The organism is Belnapia sp. F-4-1, assembly GCF_000802185.1.
Lineage (GTDB): Bacteria > Pseudomonadota > Alphaproteobacteria > Acetobacterales > Acetobacteraceae > Belnapia.
Genome location: NZ_KN676113.1, coordinates 5074785 through 5099239 on the forward strand (window position 1 = coordinate 5074785; position 24455 = coordinate 5099239).

General features: G+C 70.2%; 26 protein-coding genes. 8 read left to right on the forward strand and 18 right to left on the reverse strand.

Going from position 1 to position 24455, the window contains the following annotated elements:
* Nucleotides 1-38: 38 nt before the first annotated feature.
* Nucleotides 39-1415: an efflux RND transporter periplasmic adaptor subunit gene (locus LH62_RS23915; RefSeq protein WP_082012753.1), complete on the reverse strand. Its 1377-nt coding sequence runs from the start codon at nt 1413-1415 to the stop codon at nt 39-41.
* A gap of 265 nt (nt 1416-1680) precedes the next feature.
* Here LH62_RS23915 and LH62_RS23920 point away from each other — a divergent pair, with 265 nt between their 5' ends.
* Nucleotides 1681-2877: a Zn-dependent hydrolase gene (locus tag LH62_RS23920; RefSeq protein ID WP_043364621.1), complete on the forward strand. Its 1197-nt coding sequence runs from the start codon at nt 1681-1683 to the stop codon at nt 2875-2877.
* A 4-nt stretch (nt 2878-2881) separates the two neighbouring features.
* Here LH62_RS23920 and LH62_RS30565 read toward each other — a convergent pair whose 3' ends face one another.
* Nucleotides 2882-3394: a GNAT family N-acetyltransferase gene (locus tag LH62_RS30565; RefSeq protein WP_043364622.1), complete on the reverse strand. Its 513-nt coding sequence runs from the start codon at nt 3392-3394 to the stop codon at nt 2882-2884.
* Nucleotides 3395-3397: 3 nt separating this feature from the next.
* Nucleotides 3398-4936 carry an acetolactate synthase large subunit gene (locus tag LH62_RS23930; protein ID WP_043364623.1) on the reverse strand — a complete coding sequence of 513 codons (1539 nt, stop codon included), beginning with the start codon at nt 4934-4936 and terminating at the stop codon, nt 3398-3400.
* A 103-nt stretch (nt 4937-5039) separates the two neighbouring features.
* Between LH62_RS23930 and LH62_RS23935 the strand changes: the two genes are divergently transcribed.
* The 4 genes from LH62_RS23935 (at nt 5040) to LH62_RS23950 (ending at nt 8051) form a co-directional block, all read left to right on the forward strand.
* Entirely contained in the window at nt 5040-6068 is a 1029-nt protein-coding gene (locus LH62_RS23935; RefSeq protein ID WP_043364624.1) for an ABC transporter substrate-binding protein, read from the forward strand.
* Between the two features lie 113 nt (nt 6069-6181).
* The gene (locus tag LH62_RS23940) at nt 6182-6421 is read left to right on the forward strand and encodes a hypothetical protein (RefSeq protein WP_201445575.1); all 240 of its coding nucleotides are present in this window, start codon (nt 6182-6184) and stop codon (nt 6419-6421) included.
* A 113-nt stretch (nt 6422-6534) separates the two neighbouring features.
* Nucleotides 6535-7272, forward strand: coding sequence for an ABC transporter ATP-binding protein (locus tag LH62_RS23945; RefSeq protein ID WP_043364626.1), 738 nt, complete (start codon nt 6535-6537; stop codon nt 7270-7272).
* On the forward strand, nt 7269-8051 hold the full coding sequence (locus LH62_RS23950; RefSeq protein ID WP_043364627.1) for an ABC transporter permease: 783 nt from the start codon (nt 7269-7271) through the stop codon (nt 8049-8051). The genes LH62_RS23945 and LH62_RS23950 overlap by 4 nt, the downstream gene beginning before the upstream one ends.
* Here LH62_RS23950 and LH62_RS23955 read toward each other — a convergent pair.
* Nucleotides 8048-10231: a methyl-accepting chemotaxis protein gene (locus tag LH62_RS23955; RefSeq protein WP_236552618.1), complete on the reverse strand. Its 2184-nt coding sequence runs from the start codon at nt 10229-10231 to the stop codon at nt 8048-8050. The two genes, LH62_RS23950 and LH62_RS23955, sit on opposite strands and share 4 nt — an antisense overlap.
* Nucleotides 10232-10350: 119 nt before the next feature.
* Nucleotides 10351-11520, reverse strand: coding sequence for a homoserine O-acetyltransferase (locus tag LH62_RS23960; RefSeq protein WP_043364629.1), 1170 nt, complete (start codon nt 11518-11520; stop codon nt 10351-10353).
* A 191-nt stretch (nt 11521-11711) separates the two neighbouring features.
* Here LH62_RS23960 and LH62_RS23965 point away from each other — a divergent pair, with 191 nt between their 5' ends.
* Nucleotides 11712-13829 carry a sodium-translocating pyrophosphatase gene (locus tag LH62_RS23965; RefSeq protein ID WP_043364630.1) on the forward strand — a complete coding sequence of 706 codons (2118 nt, stop codon included), beginning with the start codon at nt 11712-11714 and terminating at the stop codon, nt 13827-13829.
* A gap of 43 nt (nt 13830-13872) precedes the next feature.
* Here the strand turns inward: LH62_RS23965 and LH62_RS23970 are convergent, their stop codons facing one another.
* The 13 genes from LH62_RS23970 to def form a co-directional block, all read right to left on the reverse strand.
* Nucleotides 13873-14091: a hypothetical protein gene (locus LH62_RS23970; protein ID WP_043337876.1), complete on the reverse strand. Its 219-nt coding sequence runs from the start codon at nt 14089-14091 to the stop codon at nt 13873-13875.
* 30 nt (nt 14092-14121) lie between these two features.
* Nucleotides 14122-14292, reverse strand: a complete 171-nt coding sequence (locus tag LH62_RS31645; RefSeq protein WP_201445576.1) for a hypothetical protein — start codon at nt 14290-14292, stop codon at nt 14122-14124.
* Between the two features lie 73 nt (nt 14293-14365).
* On the reverse strand, nt 14366-14578 hold the full coding sequence (locus LH62_RS23980) for a hypothetical protein (protein ID WP_043364632.1): 213 nt from the start codon (nt 14576-14578) through the stop codon (nt 14366-14368).
* 56 nt (nt 14579-14634) lie between these two features.
* The gene (locus LH62_RS23985) at nt 14635-14841 is read right to left on the reverse strand and encodes a cold-shock protein (RefSeq protein WP_043337870.1); all 207 of its coding nucleotides are present in this window, start codon (nt 14839-14841) and stop codon (nt 14635-14637) included.
* 175 nt (nt 14842-15016) lie between these two features.
* The gene (locus LH62_RS23990) at nt 15017-15589 is read right to left on the reverse strand and encodes a GNAT family N-acetyltransferase (protein WP_043364633.1); all 573 of its coding nucleotides are present in this window, start codon (nt 15587-15589) and stop codon (nt 15017-15019) included.
* A 1-nt stretch (nt 15590) separates the two neighbouring features.
* A complete protein-coding gene (gene rpoD, locus LH62_RS23995) occupies nt 15591-17516 on the reverse strand; it encodes an RNA polymerase sigma factor RpoD (protein ID WP_043364634.1) in 1926 nt (641 codons plus the stop codon).
* 62 nt (nt 17517-17578) lie between these two features.
* Nucleotides 17579-19432 carry a DNA primase gene (dnaG, locus tag LH62_RS24000; RefSeq protein WP_043364635.1) on the reverse strand — a complete coding sequence of 618 codons (1854 nt, stop codon included), beginning with the start codon at nt 19430-19432 and terminating at the stop codon, nt 17579-17581.
* A gap of 16 nt (nt 19433-19448) precedes the next feature.
* Nucleotides 19449-19943 carry a bacterioferritin gene (bfr, locus tag LH62_RS24005; protein ID WP_043364636.1) on the reverse strand — a complete coding sequence of 165 codons (495 nt, stop codon included), beginning with the start codon at nt 19941-19943 and terminating at the stop codon, nt 19449-19451.
* An 86-nt stretch (nt 19944-20029) separates the two neighbouring features.
* Nucleotides 20030-20218, reverse strand: coding sequence for a bacterioferritin-associated ferredoxin (locus tag LH62_RS24010; RefSeq protein WP_043364637.1), 189 nt, complete (start codon nt 20216-20218; stop codon nt 20030-20032).
* Nucleotides 20219-20228: 10 nt separating this feature from the next.
* Nucleotides 20229-21269 carry a Fe(3+) ABC transporter substrate-binding protein gene (locus tag LH62_RS24015; RefSeq protein WP_043364638.1) on the reverse strand — a complete coding sequence of 347 codons (1041 nt, stop codon included), beginning with the start codon at nt 21267-21269 and terminating at the stop codon, nt 20229-20231.
* Nucleotides 21270-21394: 125 nt separating this feature from the next.
* The gene (locus LH62_RS24020; protein WP_043366509.1) at nt 21395-22186 is read right to left on the reverse strand and encodes an HpcH/HpaI aldolase/citrate lyase family protein; all 792 of its coding nucleotides are present in this window, start codon (nt 22184-22186) and stop codon (nt 21395-21397) included.
* Nucleotides 22187-22243: 57 nt separating this feature from the next.
* Nucleotides 22244-22822, reverse strand: a complete 579-nt coding sequence (locus LH62_RS24025; protein WP_043364639.1) for a COQ9 family protein — start codon at nt 22820-22822, stop codon at nt 22244-22246.
* On the reverse strand, nt 22819-23322 hold the full coding sequence (def, locus tag LH62_RS24030) for a peptide deformylase (protein ID WP_043364640.1): 504 nt from the start codon (nt 23320-23322) through the stop codon (nt 22819-22821). The genes LH62_RS24025 and def overlap by 4 nt, the downstream gene beginning before the upstream one ends.
* A 215-nt stretch (nt 23323-23537) precedes the next feature.
* Between def and rpsU the strand changes: the two genes are divergently transcribed.
* Both rpsU and LH62_RS24040 read left to right on the forward strand, forming a co-directional pair.
* A complete protein-coding gene (gene rpsU / locus LH62_RS24035) occupies nt 23538-23741 on the forward strand; it encodes a 30S ribosomal protein S21 (RefSeq protein ID WP_007006360.1) in 204 nt (67 codons plus the stop codon).
* A 78-nt stretch (nt 23742-23819) separates the two neighbouring features.
* On the forward strand, nt 23820-24449 hold the full coding sequence (locus LH62_RS24040; protein WP_052214865.1) for a glutathione S-transferase family protein: 630 nt from the start codon (nt 23820-23822) through the stop codon (nt 24447-24449).
* The last annotated feature ends 6 nt before the right edge of the window (nt 24450-24455 follow it).

Genomic DNA, 24455 nt, shown 5'->3' on the forward strand with positions numbered 1-24455 from the left:
TGCCCCGGAACCCCGGCCCGTCGCCAGATGCCCGTGCCTCAGTCGATCCGCGCGGCCCGGTCGATGAAGAGAGCGCCGCCGGTGACCACCCGGTCGCCCGGGTTCAGCCCCGTGGTGACCTCCACCATGTCGCCCGAACGGATGCCGGGCTGGATGCGGCGGAGGATGAAGCGGTTGTCGTCGAGGGCCAGCCAGACGCTGGCCTCGGCACCGCGGTAGATGATGGCGTTCACCGGCACGCCGACATTCTGCTCGCCCTCGCCGACCGAGATGCGGAAGGTGGCGAACATCTCGGGCTTCAGCAGGTGCTCGGGGTCCTTCACCTCGGCGCGGACGGTGAGGCGCCGCGTGGCCGGGTCGAGCCCGGCGCCCACCGTGGCGATGCGCGCCTCGAAGCGGTGGCCCGGCAGGGCGCCGACGCTGACATCGACCGGCTGGCCGGTCTTGATGAGCGGCGCGTCCAGCTCCCGCACCGCGGCGACGAGCCACATGGTGGACAGGTCGGCGATGGTGAAGACCGGGTCGGAGGCGCCGGTCGAAAGCCACTGGCCGGGGCCGACGCGCCGCTGCACCACGGTGCCGCCGATCGGCGCCGTCACCGGCACCACGGCATTGACCATGCGGGTCTGCTCGATCCGGCTGATTTCGTCCATGCTGCGGCCGAGGACGCGCAGCTTGTCGCGTGCGGCCGAAAGCGTCGCCTCGGCGCTGCGGAGATCGGCCATGGCCGTCATCGCGCCGGTGCGGGCCTGCTCGACATCGCGCTGCGAGGCGGCGCGGGCGCCGAACAAGCTGATCTGCCGAGCCTCCTCGCGCCGCGCCTGATCGAGCGTCGCACGCGCCTTGTTGGCGGCATCGGCGGCCGAGAGCAGGTCGTTGGCGGCCCCGGCGAGGTCGGTGGTTTCGATCTCGAGCAGGGTATCGCCCGCCTTCACCTCGTCGCCCATGCGGACCAGCACGCGGACGACGCGGCCATTGTAGGGCGAGAAGACGGGGGTGGAGCGGTCTTCGTCATAGGCGATGCGCCCCTCGGCCATGCGCTCGGCGCGGAAGGCACGGGAGTGCATCTCCTCGATCCGCAGCGCCCGCACCTCGGTGTCGGAGAGGCGGAACTCGCCCTGGGTGAGCGGCTCGGTCTGGGTGGCGGCGGGGGAGGTCGGGACCACCTCGGCGGCCTTGCGCGACTGGTCGTACCAGTAATAGCCGCCGGCCGCTGCGGCGAGGGCGAGGCCAAGCGCCAGCCAGAGCCTGCCACGGCCGCGCGGCGGCGCCTCGCCTGGTTCCTGGGCTGGTTGGGCGGCGGCGCTGGCCCCCGGCAAGGGCTTCTGGGTCGCAGCCGCCTGCAGACTCAGGACGTCCACCGTCGAGGCGAAACCATCAGTCCCTTTTGGCGGCGGCAGATGAGTGGCGTTCATGGTGTTCCCGGACCTGGCGAAGCGTCGTCAACCGTCTAAACCCCTGGCGTACCCTCCTAGGGATCGCCTGGCGGCCGGGCTGGTCCGGCTCCGTCACGATGCATCATGCACTGCCTCAACTTACGCCCACATGGGGGGAAACCTGAAACCTAGGCCATCTCTTAACCGTTTTAGCAGCGAAAAATCTCTTAAAAAACACGGCTTGCGGCAGGGCATGGCGCAGCGCGTAACATGGCCGCGTCCCTTGCCGTGAAGGAAAGCGTCCTTGTCTCTCGATGCCGCCCAATTCCTCGCCGACCTAGACCGACTGCGGCAGATCGGCGCCTACCGCACCGGCGTGCACCGTCCGACCTTCGGCTCCGAGGACATGGAAAGTCGGCACTGGCTCGCCGCGGCCATGGAGGCGGCGGGGCTGGAGGCGCGGATCGACGGCATCGGCAATGTCCTCGGCCGCCATCGCGGGCCAGGGCCGCATGTGCTGGCGGGCAGCCATATCGAGACGCAGAACCAGGCAGGCTGGCTGGACGGCGTGCTCGGCGTCGTCGCCGCCCTCGCCCTTGCCCGCGCCGGCCTCCCGGTCGATGTCTGCGCCTATGCGGATGAGGAGGGGCATTGGGGCGACTTCCTCGGCAGCCGCAGCCTCATCGGCGCGGTGGACGAGGCGGAGTTGGACGCGGCGCGCAACCGTCATGACGGCCGCCCGCTGCGCGAGGCGCTGCGGGAGGCCGGGCTTGCCGGGCGCGAGCGGCTGCGGCTGGAGCCCGGGCGGTACAGGGGGGCCTTCGAGCTGCACATAGAACAGGGAACGCAGCTGGAGCAGGCCGGGATGCGTATCGGCGTGGTCACCGGCATCGTCGGCATCCGGCAGTGGAGGATCACCATCACCGGCCAGCAGGACCATACCGGCGGCACCACCATGGCCGAGCGGCGCGATGCCGGGCTGACAACGGTTCGGCTGCTGGCGGCGCTCGACCAGGCGATGCCGATGGCGGCCGGCCCGCGCAGCGTCTGGACCACCGGGCGCATCCTGCTGGAGCCGAACGCGCCGCAGATCATCCCCGGTCGGGCGGAGATCACCTTCTCCTTCCGCGACCTCTCGCCCGAGATCATGGACCGGATGGAGGACTGCCTCCGCCGCGTGGTGCAGGAGAGCAACCGGCGCGAGCGCTGCCCGGCGGTGCTGGAGCCGATCGGCCACACCGCCCCCTCCCCCTGCGACCCGGCGATGCGGGCGGCGCTGCGCGGGGCGGCCGAGCAACTCTGCCCCGGCGCCTGGACGGAGATGCCGAGCGGGGCGATTCATGACAGCCAGATCCTCGCCCGCGTCATGCCGGTGGCGATGCTCTTCGTGCCCTCCATCGGCGGCATCAGCCACCACTGGGCGGAGGATACCAAGCGGGAGGACCTGGCGCTCGGGATGGAAGTGCTGTTCGAGGGGGCCCGGCGTTTCCTCGCGCGCTGAGCCCTCAGCGGCGCGACTGGCCCCAGATCTCGTACTCGCCCTCATGCGGGGCGGGGAGGCTGCCGAGGGTGCGAAAGGTGGAGCCGAGGCGCGCGGCCAACGCCTTGGAGGGTAGATTCTCAGCCCGGATCACATGGATGACCTTTGTCCAGCCCAGCGTGCCGAAGCTCCAGGCGATGGCGGCGCGGGCGGCTTCCTCGGCATGGCCCTGGCCCCAGGCGGCGCGGATCAATGCCCAACCGATCTCGGGCCCCGGCCAGCCATGCGGCCGCCAGGGGCCCACGCGGCCGATCCAGCGGCCCGTCTCCCGTTCGATCACTGAGAACATGCCGAAGCCGTGCAGCGCCCAGGAGCCGGCGACGGTGGCGAGGCCGCGCCAGGCGCCGAGCGGGGTCTGCACCCCGCCGATGAAGCGGGCCGCCGCCTCGTCGCCCATCAGTTCGGTCCAGCCGGCGAGGTCTTCCTCGCGCGGCGGGCGGAGCAGGAGGCGCGCGGTCTCGAGGCGCGGCCCCTCCATCCCCTAGATCATCAGCTCGATGAGGAAGGGGCCGGGGCGCGAGAAGCTCTGCGACATCAGGTCGCCGAGCGCCTCGAGCGTCGTCGCCTGCGCGGCCTCGACACCCATGGAGTTAGCGAGCTGGACCCAGCCGATATCGGGGTTGCCGAGGTCGAGCATGTCCATCGCCGTCCGCCCCGGATTGGCGCCGACATTGCGGTACTCGCCGAGCAGGATCTGGTACTTGCGGTTCGAGAGCAGCACCGTCGTCACCGGCAGCTTCTCGCGCGCCTGGGTCCAGAGGCCCTGCACCGTGTACATGGCGCTGCCGTCGGCCTGCAGGCCGATGACGCGGCGGCCGCCGCCGGCGATCGCCGCGCCGACCGCGACGGGGATGCCGTAGCCGATGGCGCCGCCGCAATTCTGCAGCCAGTCATGCGCCGGCGCCGCCACCGTCTCGGGGAAGAAGCCGCGGCCATAGGTGACGGACTCATCGACCACGATCGAATGCTCCGGCATCAGCGCGGCGACGGCGCGGGCGAGGCCCTCGGGCGACAGGGCGCCGCGCGGCGCCTCGGGCCGCGGCCCGGCTGCAGGGATGGCCGCCGCCGGGGCGCCCAGCTCGTCGGCCAGCGCGGCAAGCGCCGCCTCCGCATCCTGCTCGTAGCGGGTCAGCAGGTGGACGGCGGCATCGGCCGGGTAGAGGCGGCTCGGCTTGCCGGGATAGCCGAAGAAGCCGATCGGCTCCTTGGCATTGACCAGCACGAGGTGCTGCACGTCCGCCAGCGCGGCCAGCGCCTGGTCCACCACATAGGGCACGCGGTCGAGCGGCAGGCGGCCCTGGCCGCGCTGGGTGCGGGCATTCGACCCTTCGGCCAGCAGCCGGCAGCCGGTGGCGGCGGCAATGCGGTGGGCCTGCCGTTGCGCGCCCTCGGTCAGGGCGAGGCCGCCGAGCAGCAGCAGGACGCCGCGCTGCTCGCGGAGGATGCGGGCAACCTGCTTCACCGCATTCGGGTCGGCGACGGGGGCGGCGGGGACGGGCAGCGGCTGCGCGACGACGCCGCCCTCGTTCCAGGACGAGTCGGAGGGCAGGATCAGCGTGGCAATCTGGCCGGGCGAGGTGCGGGCGGCCTGGATGGCCGTCGCGGCATCGGCGCCGACATCCTCCGAGCGGGTCGTGGTGCGGGTCCAGGCGGAGACGCCGCGGGCCCAGCCCTCGGTGTCTGCGGTCAGCGGCGCGTCGAAAGGCCGGTGGTAGACCGCCTGGTCGCCGACGATGTTGACGATGCCGGAGCGGGCGCGGCGGGCATCGTGCAGGCCGGCAAGGCCGTTGGCGAGGCCCGGGCCGCAATGCAGCAGGGTCGAGGCCGGCTTGCCGGCGATGCGCCAGTAGCCATCCGCCGCGCCGGTGACGATGTTCTCCTGCAGGCCGAGCACGCAGCGCATGCCGGGGATGCGGTCGAGCGCGGCCACGAAATGCATCTCGCTGGTGCCGGGGTTGGAGAAGCAGACATCCACCCCTCCCCCGAGGAGGGTGTTCACCAGGCTTTCGGCTCCGTTCACGGCGCGGTCCTCTCGTTTGATGGGCGCAGGGTGCAGGGGCTTGCGGCAGTGGGCAAGATGGGGCGGCCCATGGCAGGCTGTTGCGCAGCCGGGGGAGAAGGGCATGGCCGCAGAACGCTTCATCGTCTCGCGCCGGGTGGCGCTGGGGCTGGCCACGGGGCCGCTGCTGGTGGCGGCGGGCCCGGTGCGGGCGCAGCCGCGGCTCGACCGGGTGAGCTTCGTCACCAACTGGCGGGCCCAGGCGGAGCATGGCGGCTTCTACCAGGCGCAGGCGGCGGGGCTCTACCGCGCCGCGGGGCTCGAGGTGGAGCTGCGCTCGGGCGGGCCGCAGATCAACCCGGCGCAGCTGCTGATCGGCGGGCGGGTCGACATGGCGATGGGCAACGGGCTCGGGGCGCTGGGCTTCGTGCGGGAGGGCATCCCCTTCCTCTGCGTCGCCGCCGTGTTCCAGAAGGACCCGGTGGTGCTGATCGGGCATCCGGGCCAGGGGATCACGGATTTCTCCTCGCTGAAGGGGCGGCCGGTGCTGATCAGCGCCGAGCCGCGAGTCACCTGGTGGCCCTATGTGCGGCAGAAGTACGGGCTGAGCGACGAGCAGGTGCGGCCCTATACCTTCAGCCTGGCGCCCTTCCTGGCCGACAAGCGGGTGGTGCAGCAGGGCTATCTGGGCAGCGAGCCCTTCTCCATCCGGCAGCAGGGTGTGGAGCCGGTGGTGCTGCTGGTGCATGACAGCGGCTTCCAGGACTATGGCACCACCATCAATGTCGGGGCGAAGACGCTCGCCGAGCGGCGCGAGGTGATCGGGCGCTTCGTCGAGGCCAGCCTCCAGGGCTGGGACCAGTACCTGAAGGGCAAGGCCGGCGGCTTCGACACCGACGGCGCCAACCGTCTGATCCGCCAGCAGAACCCGGAGATGGGCGAGGACCTCATCGCCTATGGGACGGAGATGATGAACCGGGAGGGCATCGTGCGCTCGGGCGATGCACTCGCCCTCGGCATCGGGGCGATGACGGAGGCGCGCTGGGCGGCGCTCCACGAGGCGGCGACGCAGGTGGGCGTGGTGCCGCGGGGGATGGAATGGCGGCGGGCCTTCGACCTGGGGCTGGTCAACAAGGGCATCGGGAAAGCCTAAATCCTTGAGGATCGGGCCCTGCCAAGCCCTTGCCGCACCTCGTTCTGGTTTGACAATTTTAGGAATTTAGTCTTTTATGCTGGTCCCGGCATGGGGCCGGGATGGAGGATCGCATGCTCGTCCGGGTTTCGCCGCAATGGCAAATCACCATCCCCACCGCGCTCCGCGCCCGCTTCGGCCAGACTAGGCAGGCGGAGCTGCGGATGGAGAACGGCGTGCTGATGGTGCGGCCGGTCATCGCCTCCTCCGCCGATTGGGTGGAAAGCCAGTTCGCGCCGCAGGGAATCACCAAGGAGGTGCTGTGGGAGGCGATGCGGGTGATCGAGGCGCGGCGGCGCAAAGCAGGAATTTGATTATTTTCCTATAACTCGAATGAAGGCTTGGAGGTAAGGGGTATCCCGCCCTTGCCGCCCGCGCCTTCCTCCCTTCATCCTGCCCCGATGCCGCCCCTGCCCTTCCCCCTCGCGTGACGCTCGTCGCCCTGGATGGCGTGGGCAAGCGCTTCGCCAGCGGGACGGAGGCGCTGCGAGGCATCGACCTCAAGATCGAGGCGGGGGAATTCCTCTCGTTGCTGGGTCCTTCGGGCTGCGGGAAGTCGACCCTGCTGCGGCTGATCGCGGGCCTCGCCGAGCCGAGCAGTGGGCGGATCGCCCGGGCGGCCTCGCGCCAGGTCGGCTTCGTCTTCCAGGAGGCGACGCTGCTGCCCTGGTCGGATGCCATCACCAATGTGCGGCTGCCGCTGCGGCTGGCGGGCGTGGCGCGCGCCGAGCAGGAGGCGCGGGCGGCGGAGGCGCTGGCGCAGGTGGGGCTTGGCGGCTTCGAGCGGGCCTATCCGCGGGAGCTGTCGGGAGGGATGCGGATGCGCGTCTCCATCGCGCGCGCGCTGGTGACGCGGCCGAGCCTGCTGCTGATGGACGAGCCCTTCGCTGCCCTCGACGAGCTGACGCGGCACCGGCTGAACGACGACCTGCTGGCGCTCTGGGCGGGAAGCGGGGTGACGGTGGTCTTCGTCACCCATTCGGTCTTCGAAAGCGTCTACCTGTCCTCGCGCATCCTCGTCATGGCGGCGCGGCCAGGGCGGGTGGCGGCGGAGGTGCGCCTCGACGAGCCGGCGCCGCGGCCGGAGGGGTTCCGCACCTCGGCCGGCTATGCGGCGCTCTGCCGACGGGCGACCGAGGCGCTGGAAGGGGCGATGCGGGCATGAGGCGATGGGCGGACTGGTTGGCCCCAACCCTGGTCGGGCTGCTCGTGCTCGGGGGGTGGGAGGCGGCCGTCAGGCTGCTGGAGGTGCCGGCCTACCAAGTGCCGGGGCCCGCAGCCATTGCGCGGGCGTTGGCGGAGGATTGGCCGCTCTTCCGCTCCTCCATGCTGGTGACGCTGCGGATCGCACTGCTCGCCCTGCTGCTGGCGGTGACGCTGGGCGGGTTGCTCGCGGTAATCTTCGCGCAGTCGCGCTGGGTGGAGCGGGCCTTCTTTCCCTATGCCGTGGTGCTGCAGGTGACGCCGGTGGTGGCGATCGCGCCGCTGATCCTGATCTGGGTGGACGATGTCACCCTCAGCCTGCTGATTTGCGCCTGGATCGTCGCCTTCTTCCCCATCCTGTCGAACACCGTGCTCGGGCTGAACAGCGCCGACCGAAACCATGTGGAGCTGTTCCGCCTTTATGGCGCGACGCGGTGGCAGACCTTGTGGCTGCTGCGGCTGCCGGGGGCGCTGCCCTTCTTCCTCGCGGGGCTCCGGGTAGCGGGGGGGCTGGCGCTGATCGGGGCGGTCGTCGCCGAGTTCGTGGCGGGTGCGGGCGGGACGGGCTCCGGCCTCGCCTTCCGTATCCTGGAGGCGGGGTATCAGCTGAAGATCCCCCGCATGTTCGCAGCCCTTGCGCTGATCTCGGCGCTCGGCATCGCCATCTTCGCCGTGCTCGGCCTCGTCCAGCATCTGTTGCTCCGGCGCTGGCACGAGAGCGCGATGCGGCCGGAGGGCTAGGCCGCACGGAGGCGGCGGAGGACGGTGTCGATGACCCCGCCGAGCGCCGTCGCGTCGCGGGAGAGCTGATCGGCGACCTCCCGCAGCTCGCCGGCGCTGCGGCCGACGCCGAGGACGGCTCCGTTCACCTCGCCGATATTCGCGGTGACGGAGCGGGTGTCGCCGGCGGCGTTCTGGACGCTGCGGGCGATCTCCTGCGTCGTCGCGCCCTGCTGCTCGATGGCTGCGGCGATGGCGGTCGCCACCTGGTCCATCTGCCCGATCACCTCGGCCACGCGGCGGATCATCGTTGCCGTATCCTGGGTGGCCCGCTGCATGTCCGTCACCTGGGCAGCGATCTCCTCGGTCGCCTTCGCGGTCTGGGCGGCGAGGTTCTTGACCTCGGAGGCGACGACGGCGAAGCCCTTGCCGGCCTCGCCGGCGCGGGCCGCCTCGATCGTCGCATTCAGCGCCAGCAGGTTGGTCTGGCCGGCGATGTCCTGGATGAGCTGGACGACGCCGCCGATGCGCTCCGAGCTGGCGGTGGTGCCGATCACCTGGCGGTCCGCCTCCTGGGCAAGGCGCACGGCCTCGGCGGCGATCTCGGTCGAGCGGTCCATCTGGCGGCCGACCTCGGCGACGGAGCAGGCCAGCTCCTCGGCGGCGGCGGCCACGGTCTGGACATTGCCGCTGGCGCGATCGGCGGCCTGGCCGGCGGCCTCGGACTGGCCAGCGGTGCGGCCCGTCGCCTCCGCCATCGCCTGGGCGCTCTCGCCCACGCGCTGGGCGATCTGCAGCACCCCCTGGGCGGTGCGCTGGACCGAGGCCTCGATCTCCTCGGCAGCGGAAAGCATGGCGGCGCGGCGGGCGGCTTCGGTGGCTTCCTGGTCGCGCTCGCGCTGGATGCGGGCCTCGACCAGGTCGGTCTGCATGCGGGTGAGCGCGGCGGCCAGACTGGCGATCTCGTCCCGGCCGGCGACGGCAAGGCGCTGGTCGAGGTGGCCGCCCGCGATGCCCTCGGCGAAGGCGACGCAGTCGCGGACCGGGCGGACGATGCCGCCGGCGGCGAGCACCATGGCGCCGATGCCGAACGCCGCGACCGCGATGCCGGCTGCGAGCTGCAGCAGCGCATCCGTCCGGTTGCGGGCCGCGAGCTCGGTGCCGAGCTGGGTGGCGGCGGCGAGCGCCACGGTGCGCGGCACCTCGACCAGCACGCTCCACGGCTTGCCGGTATTGCCGAGGATGATGGGCGAGAAGGCGCGCAGCGAGTCGGTCGAGCGATCGAGGGCGGCGACGGCGCGGCCTTCCTGCACGGTGCGGAGATCCGCCTGCCAGTCGGGGCTCAGCGGCGCGAAGGTCTGGCCGATCTGCGCCGGGTGGTTCGAGCTGGCGACGACGAGGCCCATGTTGCTGACGATGGTGACGGCGGCGCGGCCGCCATAGAGCTGGGCGGCCACATCGGTCGCCAGCTTCTGCACGAAGGCGAGGTTGAAATCGGCGCCGGCGACGCCGAGGAAGCGACCCTCCCGCTTGATCGGCACCGAGAGGGTCGCCAGCAGCAGATTGCGCCCCTGCACCACATAGGGCAGCGGGTCGAGCACGCTTTCGCGGCCATGCTCGCGCGGGCCGAGATACCAGCCGCCCTTCATCACGCCGTTCGGGTGGAGGTCGCGGCTTTCATACTCGACGAGCGGCTGCAGGCCGATGCGGCCCGTGGCGTCGCGGTTCCAATAGGGAACGAAGCGGCCGGTATCGTCCGTCCCGGTCCTCTGCTGGCCGCGGTAGAAGGCGTCGGCCCCGTCGAGCGCATCCGGCTCCCAGGCGGTGTATGTGCCGTTGAGGTTGGGTTCGTTGGAGAGGACGGAGGCGAGGACGCGGTTCATCTGGCTGCGCCGAAGCTCCGGCTCCAGGCCGGAGTCGGGCGCGGCGAGGACGGCGAAGGTCGAGCTCAGGGCACGGGCGGCATCGAGAGCGGTGCGGAATTCGAGGCGGATGCGGTTGGCCTGCACCGCGGCGACACTGCCGAGATAGTCGACGGCACCCTGGTCGAGCAGGGCCTCCGTCCGGGTTTCGACCACCCCCGCGGTGCGGAAGGCGGTGTAGAGGTTCCAGCCGGTCAGGCTCATCCCGGTGGCGAGGAGGCAGACGCCGGAGAGGGCGGCAATCCTGGTGCGGACGGAACGGAACTGGAGTGTCGGCACTGCTTGCATCCACGCTGGGCAGCCGGCGCCGGATTGCGCTTGGCCTCGGCGGTGGAATCTGCGGGCCAAACATTACGATTCCGCTTATACCTTCGGACGGCTGGGGCGGAGCCGCCGCCTCATCGTGCCAGAAAGGCGCGGAGCCGGTCGCCGGCCGGCGCCATCCCGACCACGCCGTTGAGGTGCCCGAGCGGCCCGGCCAGCTCGGCCGTCTCCACCTGCTTGCCGGCGCCGCGCAGCACCTCGACGAAGTCGCGGACGCCATCGGCGAGGAAGACACGGTCGGTCGGCGCGGAAACCACCAGCCAACGTGCCGGGCCGCCAGCGAGGGCTGCGGCGAAGCTTGGGTATTCGTTGAGGAAGAGCTGGTTGGCCCGCACCATGTAGATGAAGGCGTTGGCGTCCGAGGTGCGGGCCCGCGCCATCGCCGCCTCGTCGAGCCAGCGCTCGATGGCGAAGCGGTCGCCGATGCGGCGCGCCGGGTCCTGCCCCTCCGGCAGCTGGCGGTCGTACTGCTTCGCCCAGAGCCGGTCGCGGGCATGGAGCGTCACGACCTTCCAGGCCTCGGCCAGGCCGCGCAGCGGCGCCTCCCGCCCCTGGCCATAATAGTTGCCCTCGGCCCAATTCGGGTCGAGCCGGATCGGCGCCTCCCAGATGTCGAGCCAGCCCTGCATCCAGGCATCGATATCGGCGGCGATGACCGGCATCACCCGCTCGACGAAGCCGGGATAGGCGGCGGCCCACTCGATGCTCTGCAGCCCGCCATTGGAGGGGCCGGCGACGAGGGCGAGGCGCCGCACCCCGAGGCTGTCGAGCAGCCGCTTCTGCGTCTCGACGAAGTCCCGCATGGAGACGACGGGGAAGGTCATGGCATAGGGCCGGCCGGTATCCGGGTTGATGCTGGCCGGGCCGGTGGTCACCGTGTTCGCGTCGGGCACGTTGACGTTGACCAGCGTATCCGCCGAGACGACGAAGTAGCGGTCGGTGTCGATCGGCTTGCCGGGGCCGATGATCGCGTCCCAGTAGCCGGCCGGGCCGCCGGCCGCGAGGCGGCCGAAGGCATGGCTGTTGCCGCTGAAGAAGTGGCAGATGAGGATGGCGTTGGTGCCCTCCGCGTTCAGCCGGCCCATGGTCTGGTAGCCGATGCGAAGATTGCTGATCGTGGCGCCGCCACGGGTCTGGTAGGCGCCGCCCTCGAAGACGCGCTTCTCGACCAACTCCTGCGCCATCGCCGGCCCCGCCAACAGGCCGAGCGCCAAAGCCAGCGCCGGCAAAGCACGCCGCATCATCCGTGTTTCCCCCAAGGACTCGCCTTGGCCGCATGGTGGCGGGGCCAGCCCTGGCCGGCAAGCCTCGCAACCGCTGATATGCCAGCGGAATGCAACAGGGATACCGTTGCGCCGCTACCGCTGCCCGCCTAGCCTCGCCCCACCAGCGCCCCTCGAAGGGCGCGGCGAACCACAGGGAGGCTTCCGTCTTGATGACAGTGTCGCTGCTGCTCGTGATCCTGCTGGGGGCGCTGTCCCTCGCCTATGGGGTGGTGACCGCCCGGCAGGTGATGGCGCTCGATCCGGGCACCGCCCGCATGCAGGAGATCGCCCAGGCGATCCAGGAGGGCGCGCAGGCCTATCTGAAGCGCCAGTACATGACCATCGGCCTCGTCGGCATCGTGCTCTTCCTGGCGATCGTGCTGTGGCTCGGCATCGGCGTCGCGATCGGCTTCGTGATCGGCGCGGTGCTCTCGGGCCTTGCGGGCTTCATCGGCATGAATGTCTCGGTGCGCGCCAATGTCCGTACCGCGCAGGCCTCCACCGGCTCGCTCGCCGCAGGGCTCGACGTCGCCTTCAAGTCGGGCGCCATCACCGGGATGCTGGTGGCAGGCCTCGCCCTGCTCGGCGTCGCCATCTACTTCTTCATCCTGGTCGTGCTGGTTGGGCATGCGCCGAACAGCCGGCCCGTGATCGACGCCCTCGTGGCGCTCGGCTTCGGCGCCTCGCTGATCTCGATCTTCGCCCGCCTGGGCGGCGGCATCTTCACCAAGGGTGCCGATGTGGGCGGCGACATGGTCGGCAAGGTCGAGGCCGGCATCCCCGAGGACGATCCCCGCAACCCGGCCACCATCGCCGACAACGTGGGCGACAACGTGGGCGACTGCGCCGGCATGGCGGCCGACCTGTTCGAGACCTATGCGGTGACCATGGTGGCGACGATGGTGCTGGCCGCCATCGCCTTCCCGGCCGACATGCTGGCGCAGGGCATGCTCTTCCCGCTGGCGATCGGCGCGGTCTGCGTCGTCACCTCCATCGCCGGAACCTATTTCGTCAAGCTGCCGGCCAACAACTCCATCATGGGGGCAATGTACCGGGGCTTCATCGTCACCGGCATCCTCTCGCTCGTCGTGCTGTTGCCGCTGAGCTACCTCGTCTTCGGCAGCGGCACGCTGAGCGCGGCGGGCGCCAACTTCACCGCCTTCTCGCTCTTCCTCTGCGGCCTCGTGGGCCTCATCGTCACCGGCCTCATCATCGTGGTGACGGAGTACTACACCGGCACCGACTACCGCCCGGTGAAGGCCATCGCCGAGAGTTCCGTGACGGGCCATGGCACCAACGTCATCCGCGGCATCGCCGTCAGCATGGAGAGCACGGCGATCCCGGCGCTCATCATCATCGCGGGCGTGCTGTTCAGCTTCAACCTGGCGGGGCTCTACGGCATCGCCATCGCGGTGACGACGATGCTGGCGCTGGCCGGCATGGTGGTGGCGCTCGACGCCTTCGGGCCGGTGACGGACAATGCCGGCGGCATCGCCGAGATGGCCGGGCTGCCGAAGGAGATCCGCGTGACGACCGATGCGCTGGACGCGGTCGGCAACACGACGAAGGCCGTCACCAAGGGCTATGCGATCGGTTCGGCGGGACTCGGCGCGCTGGTGCTCTTCGCCGCCTATACGCAGGATCTCGCCTATTTCTCGGCGAATGCGGCGACCTTCCCCTACTTCGCCGGGATCGGCGCGCTCACCTTCAGCCTGACCAGCCCCTATGTGGTGATGGGGCTGTTGTTCGGCGGGGCGCTGCCCTTCCTGTTCGGCGGCATGGCGATGACGGCGGTCGGCCGCGCCGCCATGGCGGTGGTGGAGGAGGTGCGGAAGCAGTTCCGCGAGAAGCCCGGCATCATGCAGGGCACGGACCGGCCGGATTACGGCCGCGCCGTCGACATCCTCACCAAAGCGGCGATCAAGGAGATGATCATCCCCTCGCTGCTGCCGGTGCTCTCGCCGCTGGTCTGCTACTTCGGCGTGCAGGCGATCGCCGGGAAGGCGGCGGGCTTCGAGGCGCTGGGGGCAATGCTGCTCGGCGTCATCGTCACCGGCTTCTTCGTCGCCGTCTCCATGACCACGGGCGGCGGCGCCTGGGACAATGCGAAGAAGTACATCGAGGAGGGCCACCACGGGGGCAAGGGCTCCGAGGCCCACAAGGCCGCGGTGACGGGCGACACCGTCGGCGACCCCTACAAGGACACCGCGGGCCCCGCCGTGAACCCGATGATCAAGATCACCAACATCGTGGCATTGCTGCTGCTGGCGATCCTCGCCCACAGCTGAAACGGAAAGGGCCGGCGGATCGCTCCGCCGGCCCTTCTCCTACCTACCGGCCCGCCCGGGCCAGCGTCAGTATCGCCCGCTGGGGCTTGCCGGAGGCTTCGGCGATTCGGCGGTCCTGCGCCTCGATTTCGTCCCGTGCCGGCTCGTCGCCATCAAGTCCACCCAGCAGCTCGGTCGGCACCTTGCGGTTGGAGGCACGGCTGCCATCCGCATAGGCGACATCGAAAAGCACGTATTTTCCGTCATCGCGGCGCTTGGCCATGATACTGTCCTCATGCCGCCGCAGCGGTGGTTATCGTTCCTGCTCCGCAGGTTCTTCCTCGGGCGGCAGGCCCTGGGCCTCGCGCTCGGCCTTGCGGCGGGCGACGGCTTCCTCGCGCTCGCGCTGCTTCGCTTCCTGCTTCGCCTGCTTGCCGCGATTCACCTCGGCCCGCTGCTGGCCGTAATTCGGTCTGCGCGCCATCGGCTGCTCCCGGACGTGATTCTAGGCTGACGGCATCATGCCGCAGCGGCTTCGATGAGCGTCTGTGGTCGGCTCAGCTGAAGACGGCAGGCGGTCCGCCACGGAGCTGGTTCTCCGGCACCACGCGCTCATGCCCGTCCTGCTGGTGCTTCACCCGGTACTCACGGACATTCGCCGGACCAGGGAGCTGCCGTACCACGGTATAAAGGCCGCGCGGCACATTGCCGTCGAAGCGGCCGGCGATGAATTCGACATTCTGGCCGACGGTGTAGAGATGCGTTGCCATGTTGGCCTCCTCTTGCCACCGCAAAAAAGAGGCGGGCCGAAGCCCGCCCCAGTCGCTCAGTCGAGCTTCAGGTTGCAAGCGGAGAGCTTGCCCTGCTGGCCGCGCTGCACATCGAAGCTGAGGCGCTGGCCGTCCTGCAGGCCCTGGAGGCCGGAGCGCTGGACATCGGAGATGTGGACGAAAACGTCAGCGGTGCCGTCCTCGGGCTGGATGAAGCCGTAGCCCTTGGTTGCGTTGAACCACTTAACAGTGCCGGTAGACATGCGGGGAATCCCATCATGCAAGGGTGCCGTCCCACGCCATCGCGGGGCGGGCCAATCTGCCTTTGAGGGACGGAAACCAGGCTCGGGCTCCCAGGGGAGCAAACGAAACGGGCCGAACCAGACGGGTTGACACCTAAGATATGGGCCTATCCCGCCGACATTGCAATGGGGTGCGTCAGCCGATCCGCAGGCGCGACGGGATGGGAAGGCCGAGATGCAGCGGCACATTCCACACCTCGCGCACCGTGCGCAACCGGCCGAAGCCGGCGGCGAGGTAGTTGGGCAGCGCGCGGGGATGGTCTGCCGTGCAGGTGTTCACCGTGAGGGCGCGGGTGCCCTGGCTCCAGGCCTCATCCACCGCGTGGCCGAGGAAGGCGCGGCCGAGCCCGGCGCCGATGGCATGCGGCATCAGCCCGAAATAGGAGAGGTTGACCAGCGGGCGGTTGCGGCGGTCGAGCTCGTAGAAGCCGGCCGGCTCGCCATCCTTGTAGAGCACATGGATGGTGACGCCGGAATCGGCCAGGATTCGGGAGAGCTCGGCTTCGGTCAGCGTGCGCCGCAGCCACCAGACATAGTCGTGGCCGACCGTGTCGTAGAGGTAGCGGTAGAAGGCCGTGGTGCAGCGCGTAGCCTGCGTCACGCGCACCCCGAGCGGCAGCGGCGGCGGCGGACCGGCAGGGCGCCGGTCCATCCGCAGGAAGGTGACGTCGACGGCGACCGCTGCCGTCCGCTCCGCCGCGACGCTCATCCTAGTTGTCGAGGAAGCTGCGGAGCTTCCGCGAGCGGCTGGGATGCTTCAGCTTGCGCAGCGCCTTCGCCTCGATCTGCCGGATGCGCTCGCGCGTGACGTTGAACTGCTGGCCGACCTCTTCCAGCGTGTGGTCGGTGTTCATGCCGATGCCGAAGCGCATGCGCAGCACGCGCTCCTCGCGCGGCGTGAGCGAGGAGAGCACCCGCGTCGTCGCCTCGCGCAGGTTGGACTGGATGGCGGCGTCGAGCGGGATGATCGCCGCCTTGTCCTCGATGAAGTCGCCGAGATGGCTGTCCTCCTCGTCGCCGATCGGCGTCTCCAGCGAGATCGGCTCCTTGGCGATCTTGAGGACCTTGCGCACCTTCTCGAGCGGCATGCCGAGCTTCTCGGCCAGCTCCTCCGGCGTCGGCTCGCGGCCGATCTCGTGCAGCATCTGCCGCGAGGTGCGGACCAGCTTGTTGATCGTCTCGATCATGTGGACCGGGATGCGGATGGTCCGCGCCTGGTCGGCGATGCTGCGCGTGATGGCCTGCCGGATCCACCAGGTCGCATAGGTGCTGAACTTGTAGCCGCGGCGGTACTCGAACTTATCGACGGCCTTCATCAGGCCGATGTTGCCTTCCTGGATCAGGTCGAGGAATTGCAGGCCGCGGTTGGTGTATTTCTTGGCAATCGAGATGACGAGGCGGAGGTTGGCCTCGATCATCTCCTTCTTCGCCTGCGTCATGTCGCGCTCGCCGCGCGAGACGGTGGCGTAGACGCGGCGGAACTCGGCGATCGGCAGGTTGGTGTCGTTGGCGATGGCGCCCATCTGAGCGCGCACCGTCTCCACATCGTCGCGCGAGCGGGCGATGAAGGCCTTCCAGGGCTTGCCCGTCAGCTTGGTCAGGCGGTCGAACCAGGCGGGGTCCAGCTCGGAGCCACGCCAGTGCTGGAGGAATTCCTCGCGCTTGACCTTGGCGCCCTCGGCCAGCCGCAGCACCTGGCCCTCGAGGCTGGTGAGCTTGCGGTTGATGGTCTTGAGCTGCTCGACCAGTTCCTCGATGCGGTTGTTGTGCAGGTGGACCTTCTGCACCAGCGCGACCAGCTCCTGGCGCGTCTTCTCGTAGGTCTTCTCGGAGCGGCCCTGCAGGTCCTCGCCGGCGGAATAGGCCTCCATGCGCTTCGCCTGCAGCTTGTGCAGGCGGGAATAGCCCTGCTCGATGGCCTCGAAGGCAGCGAGCGCCTCGGGCTTCAGCTTCTCCTCAAGCGCGGAGAGGGAGAGGCCGAGCCCCTCGCCTTCCTCGCCTTCCTCGAACTCCTCGTCCGGGTCGGGCGGGGCGGCGCCCTCGGGGCTGTCGGCGGCGGCGGTCGCCTCGAGGTCGATGACGTCGCGCAGCAGCATCTTGCCGGCGCGGACGGCCTCGTGCCAGGCGATGATGGCCTTGAAGGTCTGCGGGCTCTCGCAAAGCCCGCCGATCATCATGTCGCGCCCGGCCTCGATGCGCTTGGCGATCGCGATCTCGCCCTCGCGGGACAGCAGCTCGACGCTGCCCATCTCGCGCAGGTACATCCGCACGGGGTCGTCGGTGCGGCCGAGGCTTTCCTCGTCGACGTTGCCGCCGCCCTCTTCCTCGTCCTTCTCTTCCTTGTCCTCGGCGGCGGGCTTGGCGACGGCGGTGCCCTCGCCGTCCTCGCTCTCCTCGGACTCGACCACGTTGATGCCGATCTCGCTCAGCATCGCCATGGTGTCCTCGATCATCTCGGAGGAAACCTGGTCGGAGGGCAGCGCCGCGTTCAACTCGTCATAGGTGACGTAGCCGCGCTCCTTGCCGCGGGCGATCAGCTTCTTGACCGCGGCCGTCAAGGTGTCGAGGAGGACGCCCTCCACCACCTCGTCGCGCGTCTCGACCGTATCCGTACCACCTGCGGCCTTGCTCGCCATGCCTGCGCTCCATGCCTGCGACGGGCGGCCCGTGGGGGGCGGTCACCCGTGCGACGATCCTTCTATATTATGCTATTCGGCTGGGCCTGATCCCCGGCCTCGCCGCTCAGCAGGGCGCGCTGCGCTTCGAGCAGCAGCACGTAGCGATGCTGGGCTTGCGGGTCGTTGGTTTCTTCCAGCATTCTCCGAGCCTCGGCCAGATCGTGGTCCAACTCCGCCTTGCCCCGCAGCAGGCTGAAAAAATGCCACCAAGCCTCGAGCGCCTCCTTTGGCTGGGCCTCGGGATCGGCGGCCTGGGAGAGGCCTTGCTTCCTGGTCACCCAGGCAGCAGCAGACTCCCATCCTGCCTGTCGGAGGTGGTCCATCAGGCTCATCGAGTCAAGGTGATCGGCATCGGGAAGCCATGCGAGAAGTGCCTCCCTGAGCTGCGAGCAGTCGCCGGAGGGCAGGTCGAGCGAGGCCAGGGCCTCCTCCACCCCGGACAGCAGGGCCGGATGGTGGAGCAGGATCGCCAAAAGGTTGCGGGCGCGCTCCAGACGAATCGCCTCATGGTCGATGGCGGCGCGTTGCAGGCCGCGGATGGAGACGAGTTCGCCCGGCTTCCCGCGAGGCGTCCAGGCGGGACGCGCGGCCGGGGCCGGGCGGGCGCTGCGGCCCTCGGCGAAGAAGCGGTCGAGCCAAGCGCGGCGGTATTCGCTGGAAAGGGTCTTGTCGGGGATGCTCTTCGCCGCCGCGCCGAGGCGGTGGCGGAAGGCGGCGCGCTGCTCGGGCGTGGCGGGCGGGGTCGGGCCGGCGAGTAGGTCGTAGAGGGCGGCCGATAGCGGCTTGGCGCCGGCGAGCACGGCCTCGAAGGCGGGCGGGCCGGCCTTCGCCACCAGCGTGTCGGGATCCTCGCCGCCGGTGAGCATCGCCAGGCGCAGGCTGCGGTCGGGGGCGAGCAGGGGCAGGGCCAGCTCGGCGGAGCGGAAGGCGGCCTTGGCGCCGGCGGCGTCGCCGTCGAAGCAGAGCACGGGCTCGGGGGAGACCTGCCACAGCGCGTCCAGTTGCTCGGCGGTCAGCGCCGTCCCCAAGGGTGCGACGGCACCGCCGAAGCCGGCCTGGTGCAGGGCGATGACATCCATGTAGCCCTCGACGACGACGACCGTGGCGCCGCGGAAGGCGCCCTCGCGCGCAAGGTCGAGGCCGTAGAGGCTGCGGCGCTTGGAGAAGAGCTCCGTCTCCGGGCCGTTGACGTATTTCGGCTGGCCGTCGCCGAGGATGCGGCCGCCGAAGCTGATGGTCCGGCCGCGCCGGTCGCGGATCGGGAAGATCACGCGGTTGAAGAACATGTCGACCAGCCCCCCCTCGGGCCGGTCCGGGTCGCGCGGCTTCATCAGTCCGGCGGCAACGAGCTGCTCGGGGGTGATGCCCTCGCCCTTGAGGTCGGCGGCGAGCGCCCCCCTCCCCTCGCCCGACCAGCCGAGGCCGAAGCGGGCGATGGTCGCCTCGGTGAGGCCACGCTTGCGGAGGTAGTCGAGGCCAGCGCGGCCCTCGGGCAGCATCAGGCGGCGGCGGAAGGCGGCTTCGGCCGCGGCGCAGACGCCGTACAGGTCCTTCGCACGGCGCTCGCGCTCGGCGGCCTGGGGCGTCGCCTTCGGCACCTGCATCCCCGCCTCGCCGGCGAGGCGCTCGACGGCCTCGGGGAAGCTGGCGCCCTCGGCGCGCATGAGGAAGGTGATCGCATCCCCATGCGCGCCGCAGCCGAAGCAGTGGAAGTGGTCGTCATAGACGTAGAAGGACGGCGTCTTCTCGTTGTGGAAGGGGCAGCATCCCTTCCACTGCCGCCCGTTCCGCGCGAGGCGGGTCTTGCGGCCGATCAGGCCCGGCAGCGGCGTCCGGGCCCGCAGCTCCTCGAGGAAGGCGGGCGGGAGGGCCATCGGCCGGGCGCTGCGGTCAGTCCGCCTCGTGCTGGTCCGGGGCGGCGGCGCTGTTGAGCAGGATGTAGCGCTCGATGCCGATCAGCTTGATGAGGTCGAACTGGCGGTCGAGGAAGTCGACATGCTCCTCCTCGTTCGCAAGGATTTTCAGCAGCAGGTCGCGCGAAACGAAGTCGCGGACGCTCTCGGCATAGGCGATGCCTTCGCGCAGGTCGCCCGTCGCTTTCTCCTCGATGGCGAGGTCGGCACGGAGGATCTCCTCCACGGTCTGGCCGACCAGCACCTGGTTCAGCCGCTGCAGGTTGGGCAGGCCGCCGAGGAAGAGGATGCGCTCGATCAGCCAGTCGGCGTGGCGCATCTCCTCGATCGATTCCTTGTACTCGTGCGCGCCGAGCTTGGTGACACCCCAATGGCGCAGGATGCGGGCGTGCAGGAAGTACTGGTTGATCGCCGTCAGCTCGTTGGTGAGCTGGGTGTTCAGATGCTCGATGACCTTGGGGTCGGCCTTCATGGCGGCTCCGGCACGAAAGGGCGCCAGGTGCCATTGGCTCCTGGCGGGCGCTGAGGATGGGCCGACTTGTATAGCAGAACGCGGCGTCAGGAAGCCGGAGTTTGCACGGCAGGCGCGGCTAAGTCACGGATCATATTGAGTATCATTCGCGTACACGTCCCGCACTGCGCCTTGCAGGCGCAGTGGGCATAGACGTCGCGCGGCTTGCTCGCGCCCTTCTCGACCGCCTCGGTGACCTGCTTGTCGGAGAGCGCGTTGCAGAGACAGAGGATCATCGCCGCCTCCTCAGCGCCAGCCGGCGCGCTGCATGATCTGCAGCGCCTGCGTGGCATTCGCATTGGTGCGCTCGGCATCGACCGGCTCGGGCCGGAAACTGCCCATGGCGCGCAGCGCGGGGTGCAGCGGCGCATCGGCGACGGCCGGGTATTCCATGTTGCCGAGGGCGAAGCGCTCCTGCGCCGAGCCGCTCGTCAGGTACTCAAGGAAGCGCACGGCGGCGGCGCGGTTCGGCGCGGTCTTCACCAGGCCGGCGCCAGAGATGTTGACATGCGCGCCGCGGTCGCCCGGCGCCTGGTTCGGGAAGATGACGCCGATGCGCGAGAACAGCGCCTTGTCCTCCTCGCGCTCCGACGCGCCGATGGCGGCGAGGTAGTAGGTGTTGGCGATCGCGAGCCCGCACTGGCCGGAGGGGATGGCGCGGAACTGGTCGCGGTCGCCGCCCTGCGGCGGGCGGGCGAGGTTGGCGGCGAAGCCCTGCGCCCATTGCTCCGTCCGCTCCGGCCCGTTGGCGGCGAGGATCGAGGCGCCGAGGCTGGTGTTGTAGGGGTGGCTCGCGGTGCGGACGCAGATCTGGCCGCGGAAGCGCGGGTCGGCGAGGTCCTCGTAGCGTGCGAGGCCCTGCGGCGCGCCCTTCTCCTTGTCGTACATGATGACGCGGGCGCGGGTGGAGACGGCGAACCACTGGCCGTCGCGGTCGCGCAGCCCCTCCGGGATGCGCTGCTCGATCACCGCCGAGCGCAGCGGCGCCAGGATACCAGCCGCGCCGGCGCGGGCCAGCCGGGCGGCATCGACGGTAATGAAGACATCGGCCGGGCTGTTGGCGCCCTCGTTGCGGATGCGCTCGATGAGCTGGTCGGCATCGCCCTCGATCAGGCGGATGCGGATGCCCGTCTCACGGGTGAATTCCTGATAGAGCGCCCGGTCGCTGTCGTAATGGCGCGAGGAATAAAGGTTCACCTCCTCGGCGGCGGCGGCCGGCCCGGACCAGGCGGCGAAGCAGGCGGCGGCGGCGAGGGCAAGCAGGCGTCGCGTTGGACGGGCAGGCATGCGGACGTCTTCTCCGGACTGGCGCTGCGGCGTTGATAATGGAAGTGAGAACCATTCGCAAGTCACTTCCGCAGCGCGACGGGAGGGAACTTGCCCCAGCACCCTCCGCCCCGCCTTGATCTGGCTCAATCCGCCGGGCGGAGGCCGCGGAGGAACCGGCTGCGCGCCGCGGCGGCGGCCATCAGCAGGGTGTGGTCCGAGCCGGAGAGGATGAAGCGGGCGCCGAGCTTGATGTAGGCGGCGGCCCAGGTCTCGTCGTAGACGCCGCCCATGCCGAGCACCTTGCCCGAGGCCGCGCAGGCCGCCGCCACCTTGGCATAAGCCGCCTGCACCCGCTCATGGCCGATCTGCCCGGCGATGCCCATGGAGGCGGTGAGGTCCGAGGTGCCGATCATCAGCCCGTCGACCCCCGGGACGGCGGCGATGGCCTCGGCATTCTCCACCGCCTCCGGCGTCTCGATCATGCAGGCGACGATGATCTCACGGTTCAGCTCGGCCTGCGCCTCGGCGACCGGGGGCGGCTGGAAGTTGTAGGCGAAGGGCGGCCCGCCCCAGGAACGGGTGCCGAGCGGCGGGAAGCGGAAGGCGGCCGCCACCGCCCGCGCCTCCGCCTCGGTATCGACATGCGGGACGACCACGCCCATGGCGCCGTTGTCGAGCGCCCGCGTGCCTTCGTGGAGCGCGTCCTTGCAGCAGCGGACGATGGGGGTGATGCCCTGGCCGAGCGCGGCGATGGCGATCTGCGTCGCCTCATGGACCGAAGCGGCGCCGTGCTCCATGTCGATGAAGAGCCAGTCATAGCCGGTGGCGGCGGCCATCATCCCGACCGCGCTGCCGCGCAGGTGGTGGACGCCGAAGCCGAGCGAGACCTCGCCGGCCAGCATCCGCTGCCGCGCGTGATTGGGCACGATGGGCATGGCGCCTTCCTCCGTTTTGTTGGCGGGAAGCGCACCATGCCCGGTGCCCATGGTCAATCAGGCGGCGCGGCGCCGCTTGCCGAGCCGGGCAAGATCGGCCAGCCGGCGGTCGAGGAAGTCGAGCGCGTCCTCCACCTCGGGGTCGTCGTCGCGCAGCCAGTAGGCCAGCGTCGCGCCATAGACGCCGGCCAGCGTCGCCCGGCGGGTGTACCAGGAGAAGTCGGCCGAGGTGTCGCCGGCGGCGTACCACATGGCATCCACCGACTTCGCCGTGGTGCGGAGCGCTACCGGCGTGTTCCAGGGCAGCGCCAGCAGGCTGAAGGCCCGGCGCAGCGCCCGCTTGTGCGGCGCCGTGGCGCGCAGGCTGAGCTCCACCAGGCGGCGGATGCGGGCCGGGACGCGGAGGGCGGCCAGGTCCTCGGCCGCGGCGGCAGCCTCCATCTCGCGGTCGGCGAGGTCGATCCAATGCGCGACGGCCCCGACCGGGCCCCCGGGGAAGTGGCTCTCGGCGAGCGCCGGGTCCTCGCCGATGGCGGCGAGGCCGGCGCGGAGCGTGCCCCAGTTCCAGCCCTCGTCGGCGGCGATGGGCAGCATGGCGCGGATGGCGGCGTCGCGGATGTCGCTGCGCTCGGTCATCGCGCGGGGCTCCCGGCGGCGCGGGCCAGTTCTTCGGTGAAGCCGAAGAGGGAGTGGTCGGTCATCCGCATCGGATAGAGGATGCCGTCCAGATGGTCGGTCTCGTGCTGCATCACCCGCGCCGTCATCGCTTCCGCCTCGCCTTCCACCGGGTTGCCCTCGGCATCGAGGCCGCGATAGCGGATCCGGCGCGGCCGCTCCACTGCGCCGCGGAGGCCGGGGATCGAGAGGCAGCCCTCCCAGGCCATCTCCGCCTCCTCGCCGAGGGGCTCCAGCTCCGGGTTGACCAAGGCGGCGACGCCGGTCGGGCCGCGCCAGACGAAGAGGCGGAGCGGCACATGGACCTGCGGCGCGGCGAGGCCGATGCCGGAGGCGTCCAGCATGGTCTCGGCCATGTCGGCGATCAGCCGGCGGATTTCGGGATGGGTCGGGTCGTCCACCGGCTCGGCCTCGCGCAGCAGCACCGGGTGGCCCATGCGGGCGATCTTCAATATGGCCAAGGCTGACCTCCTCCGGCATTCACCGCCCGAATTGGGGGCGTGCGGGCCATAGTGGGAGGGGGCTTCCCGCGATGGGTCTCGCCGTGCTAGGGAGGCCTCCCTCCGCATCAGGGTGGGGATGGCGAGGGTGGCCGGTTTCGACCGAGCCACCCGCAACTGCGCCCCCTGAGCGGCGATTCCTGTTTCCTTCGTCAAGCCCATGGAGGCAAGGCCGCGTGCAAGTCGTCGTTCGTGACAACAACATCGATCAGGCGCTGAAGGCGCTCAAGAAGAAGCTTCAGCGCGAGGGTGTGTTCCGCGAGATGAAGCTGCGCCGCCATTACGAGAAGCCGTCCGAGCGCCGCGCCCGCGAGGCCGCCGAGGCCGTCCGCCGCGCCCGCAAGGTCGAGCGCAAGCGCCTGGAGCGCGAGGGCTTCTAAGCCCGAAATCCGGTTCGCCGGATTGCATTCGCGGCGCGTCAGGGCACACTCCCCTCAACGAATGGGGGGGAGAGTTCCATGGCGCCACCGCCGCCCAGCCTGCAGCTTTACTGGTCCAGCCGCTCGCCTTTCGTCAGGAAGGTGATGGTCTGCGCGCATGAGCGTGGCCTCGCGGACCGCATCGAGCGCATCCCGACCGTCGTCGCGCTGACGAAGACGGAGCACAGCCTCCTCCCCCGCAACCCGCTCGGCCGCATCCCGACCCTGGTGCTGCCGGGTGGCGGGGTGCTCTTCGATTCCATCGTCATCTGCGAATATCTGGACGGGCTCGGCGAAGCGCCGCCGCTCTTCCCGGCGCCCGGCCCGAAGCGGATCGACGCCATGCAGCGTCACGCGCTCGGCACCGGCTTCATGGAGATGCTGCTGCTTTGGCGCGGCGAGGTGCTGCGGGAGCAGCCCTCCGCCGTCGTCATCGAGAATTTCGAGATCAAGCGCGCCGCGGTGATCCCGGCGCTCGAGGCGCTGGTGCCGCAGCTGGACGCGACGCCCTACGACATCGGCCATGTCGCGATAGGCTGCAGCCTCTCCTATCTCGACTTCCGCTGGCCGGAATTCGACTGGCGCGGCCCGAGCCCGCGGCTGGCCGCCTGGCATGCGGCCTTCAGCGCCCGCCCGGCCGTGCAGGCCACCGCCCATATCGACGCCTGAGGGGAG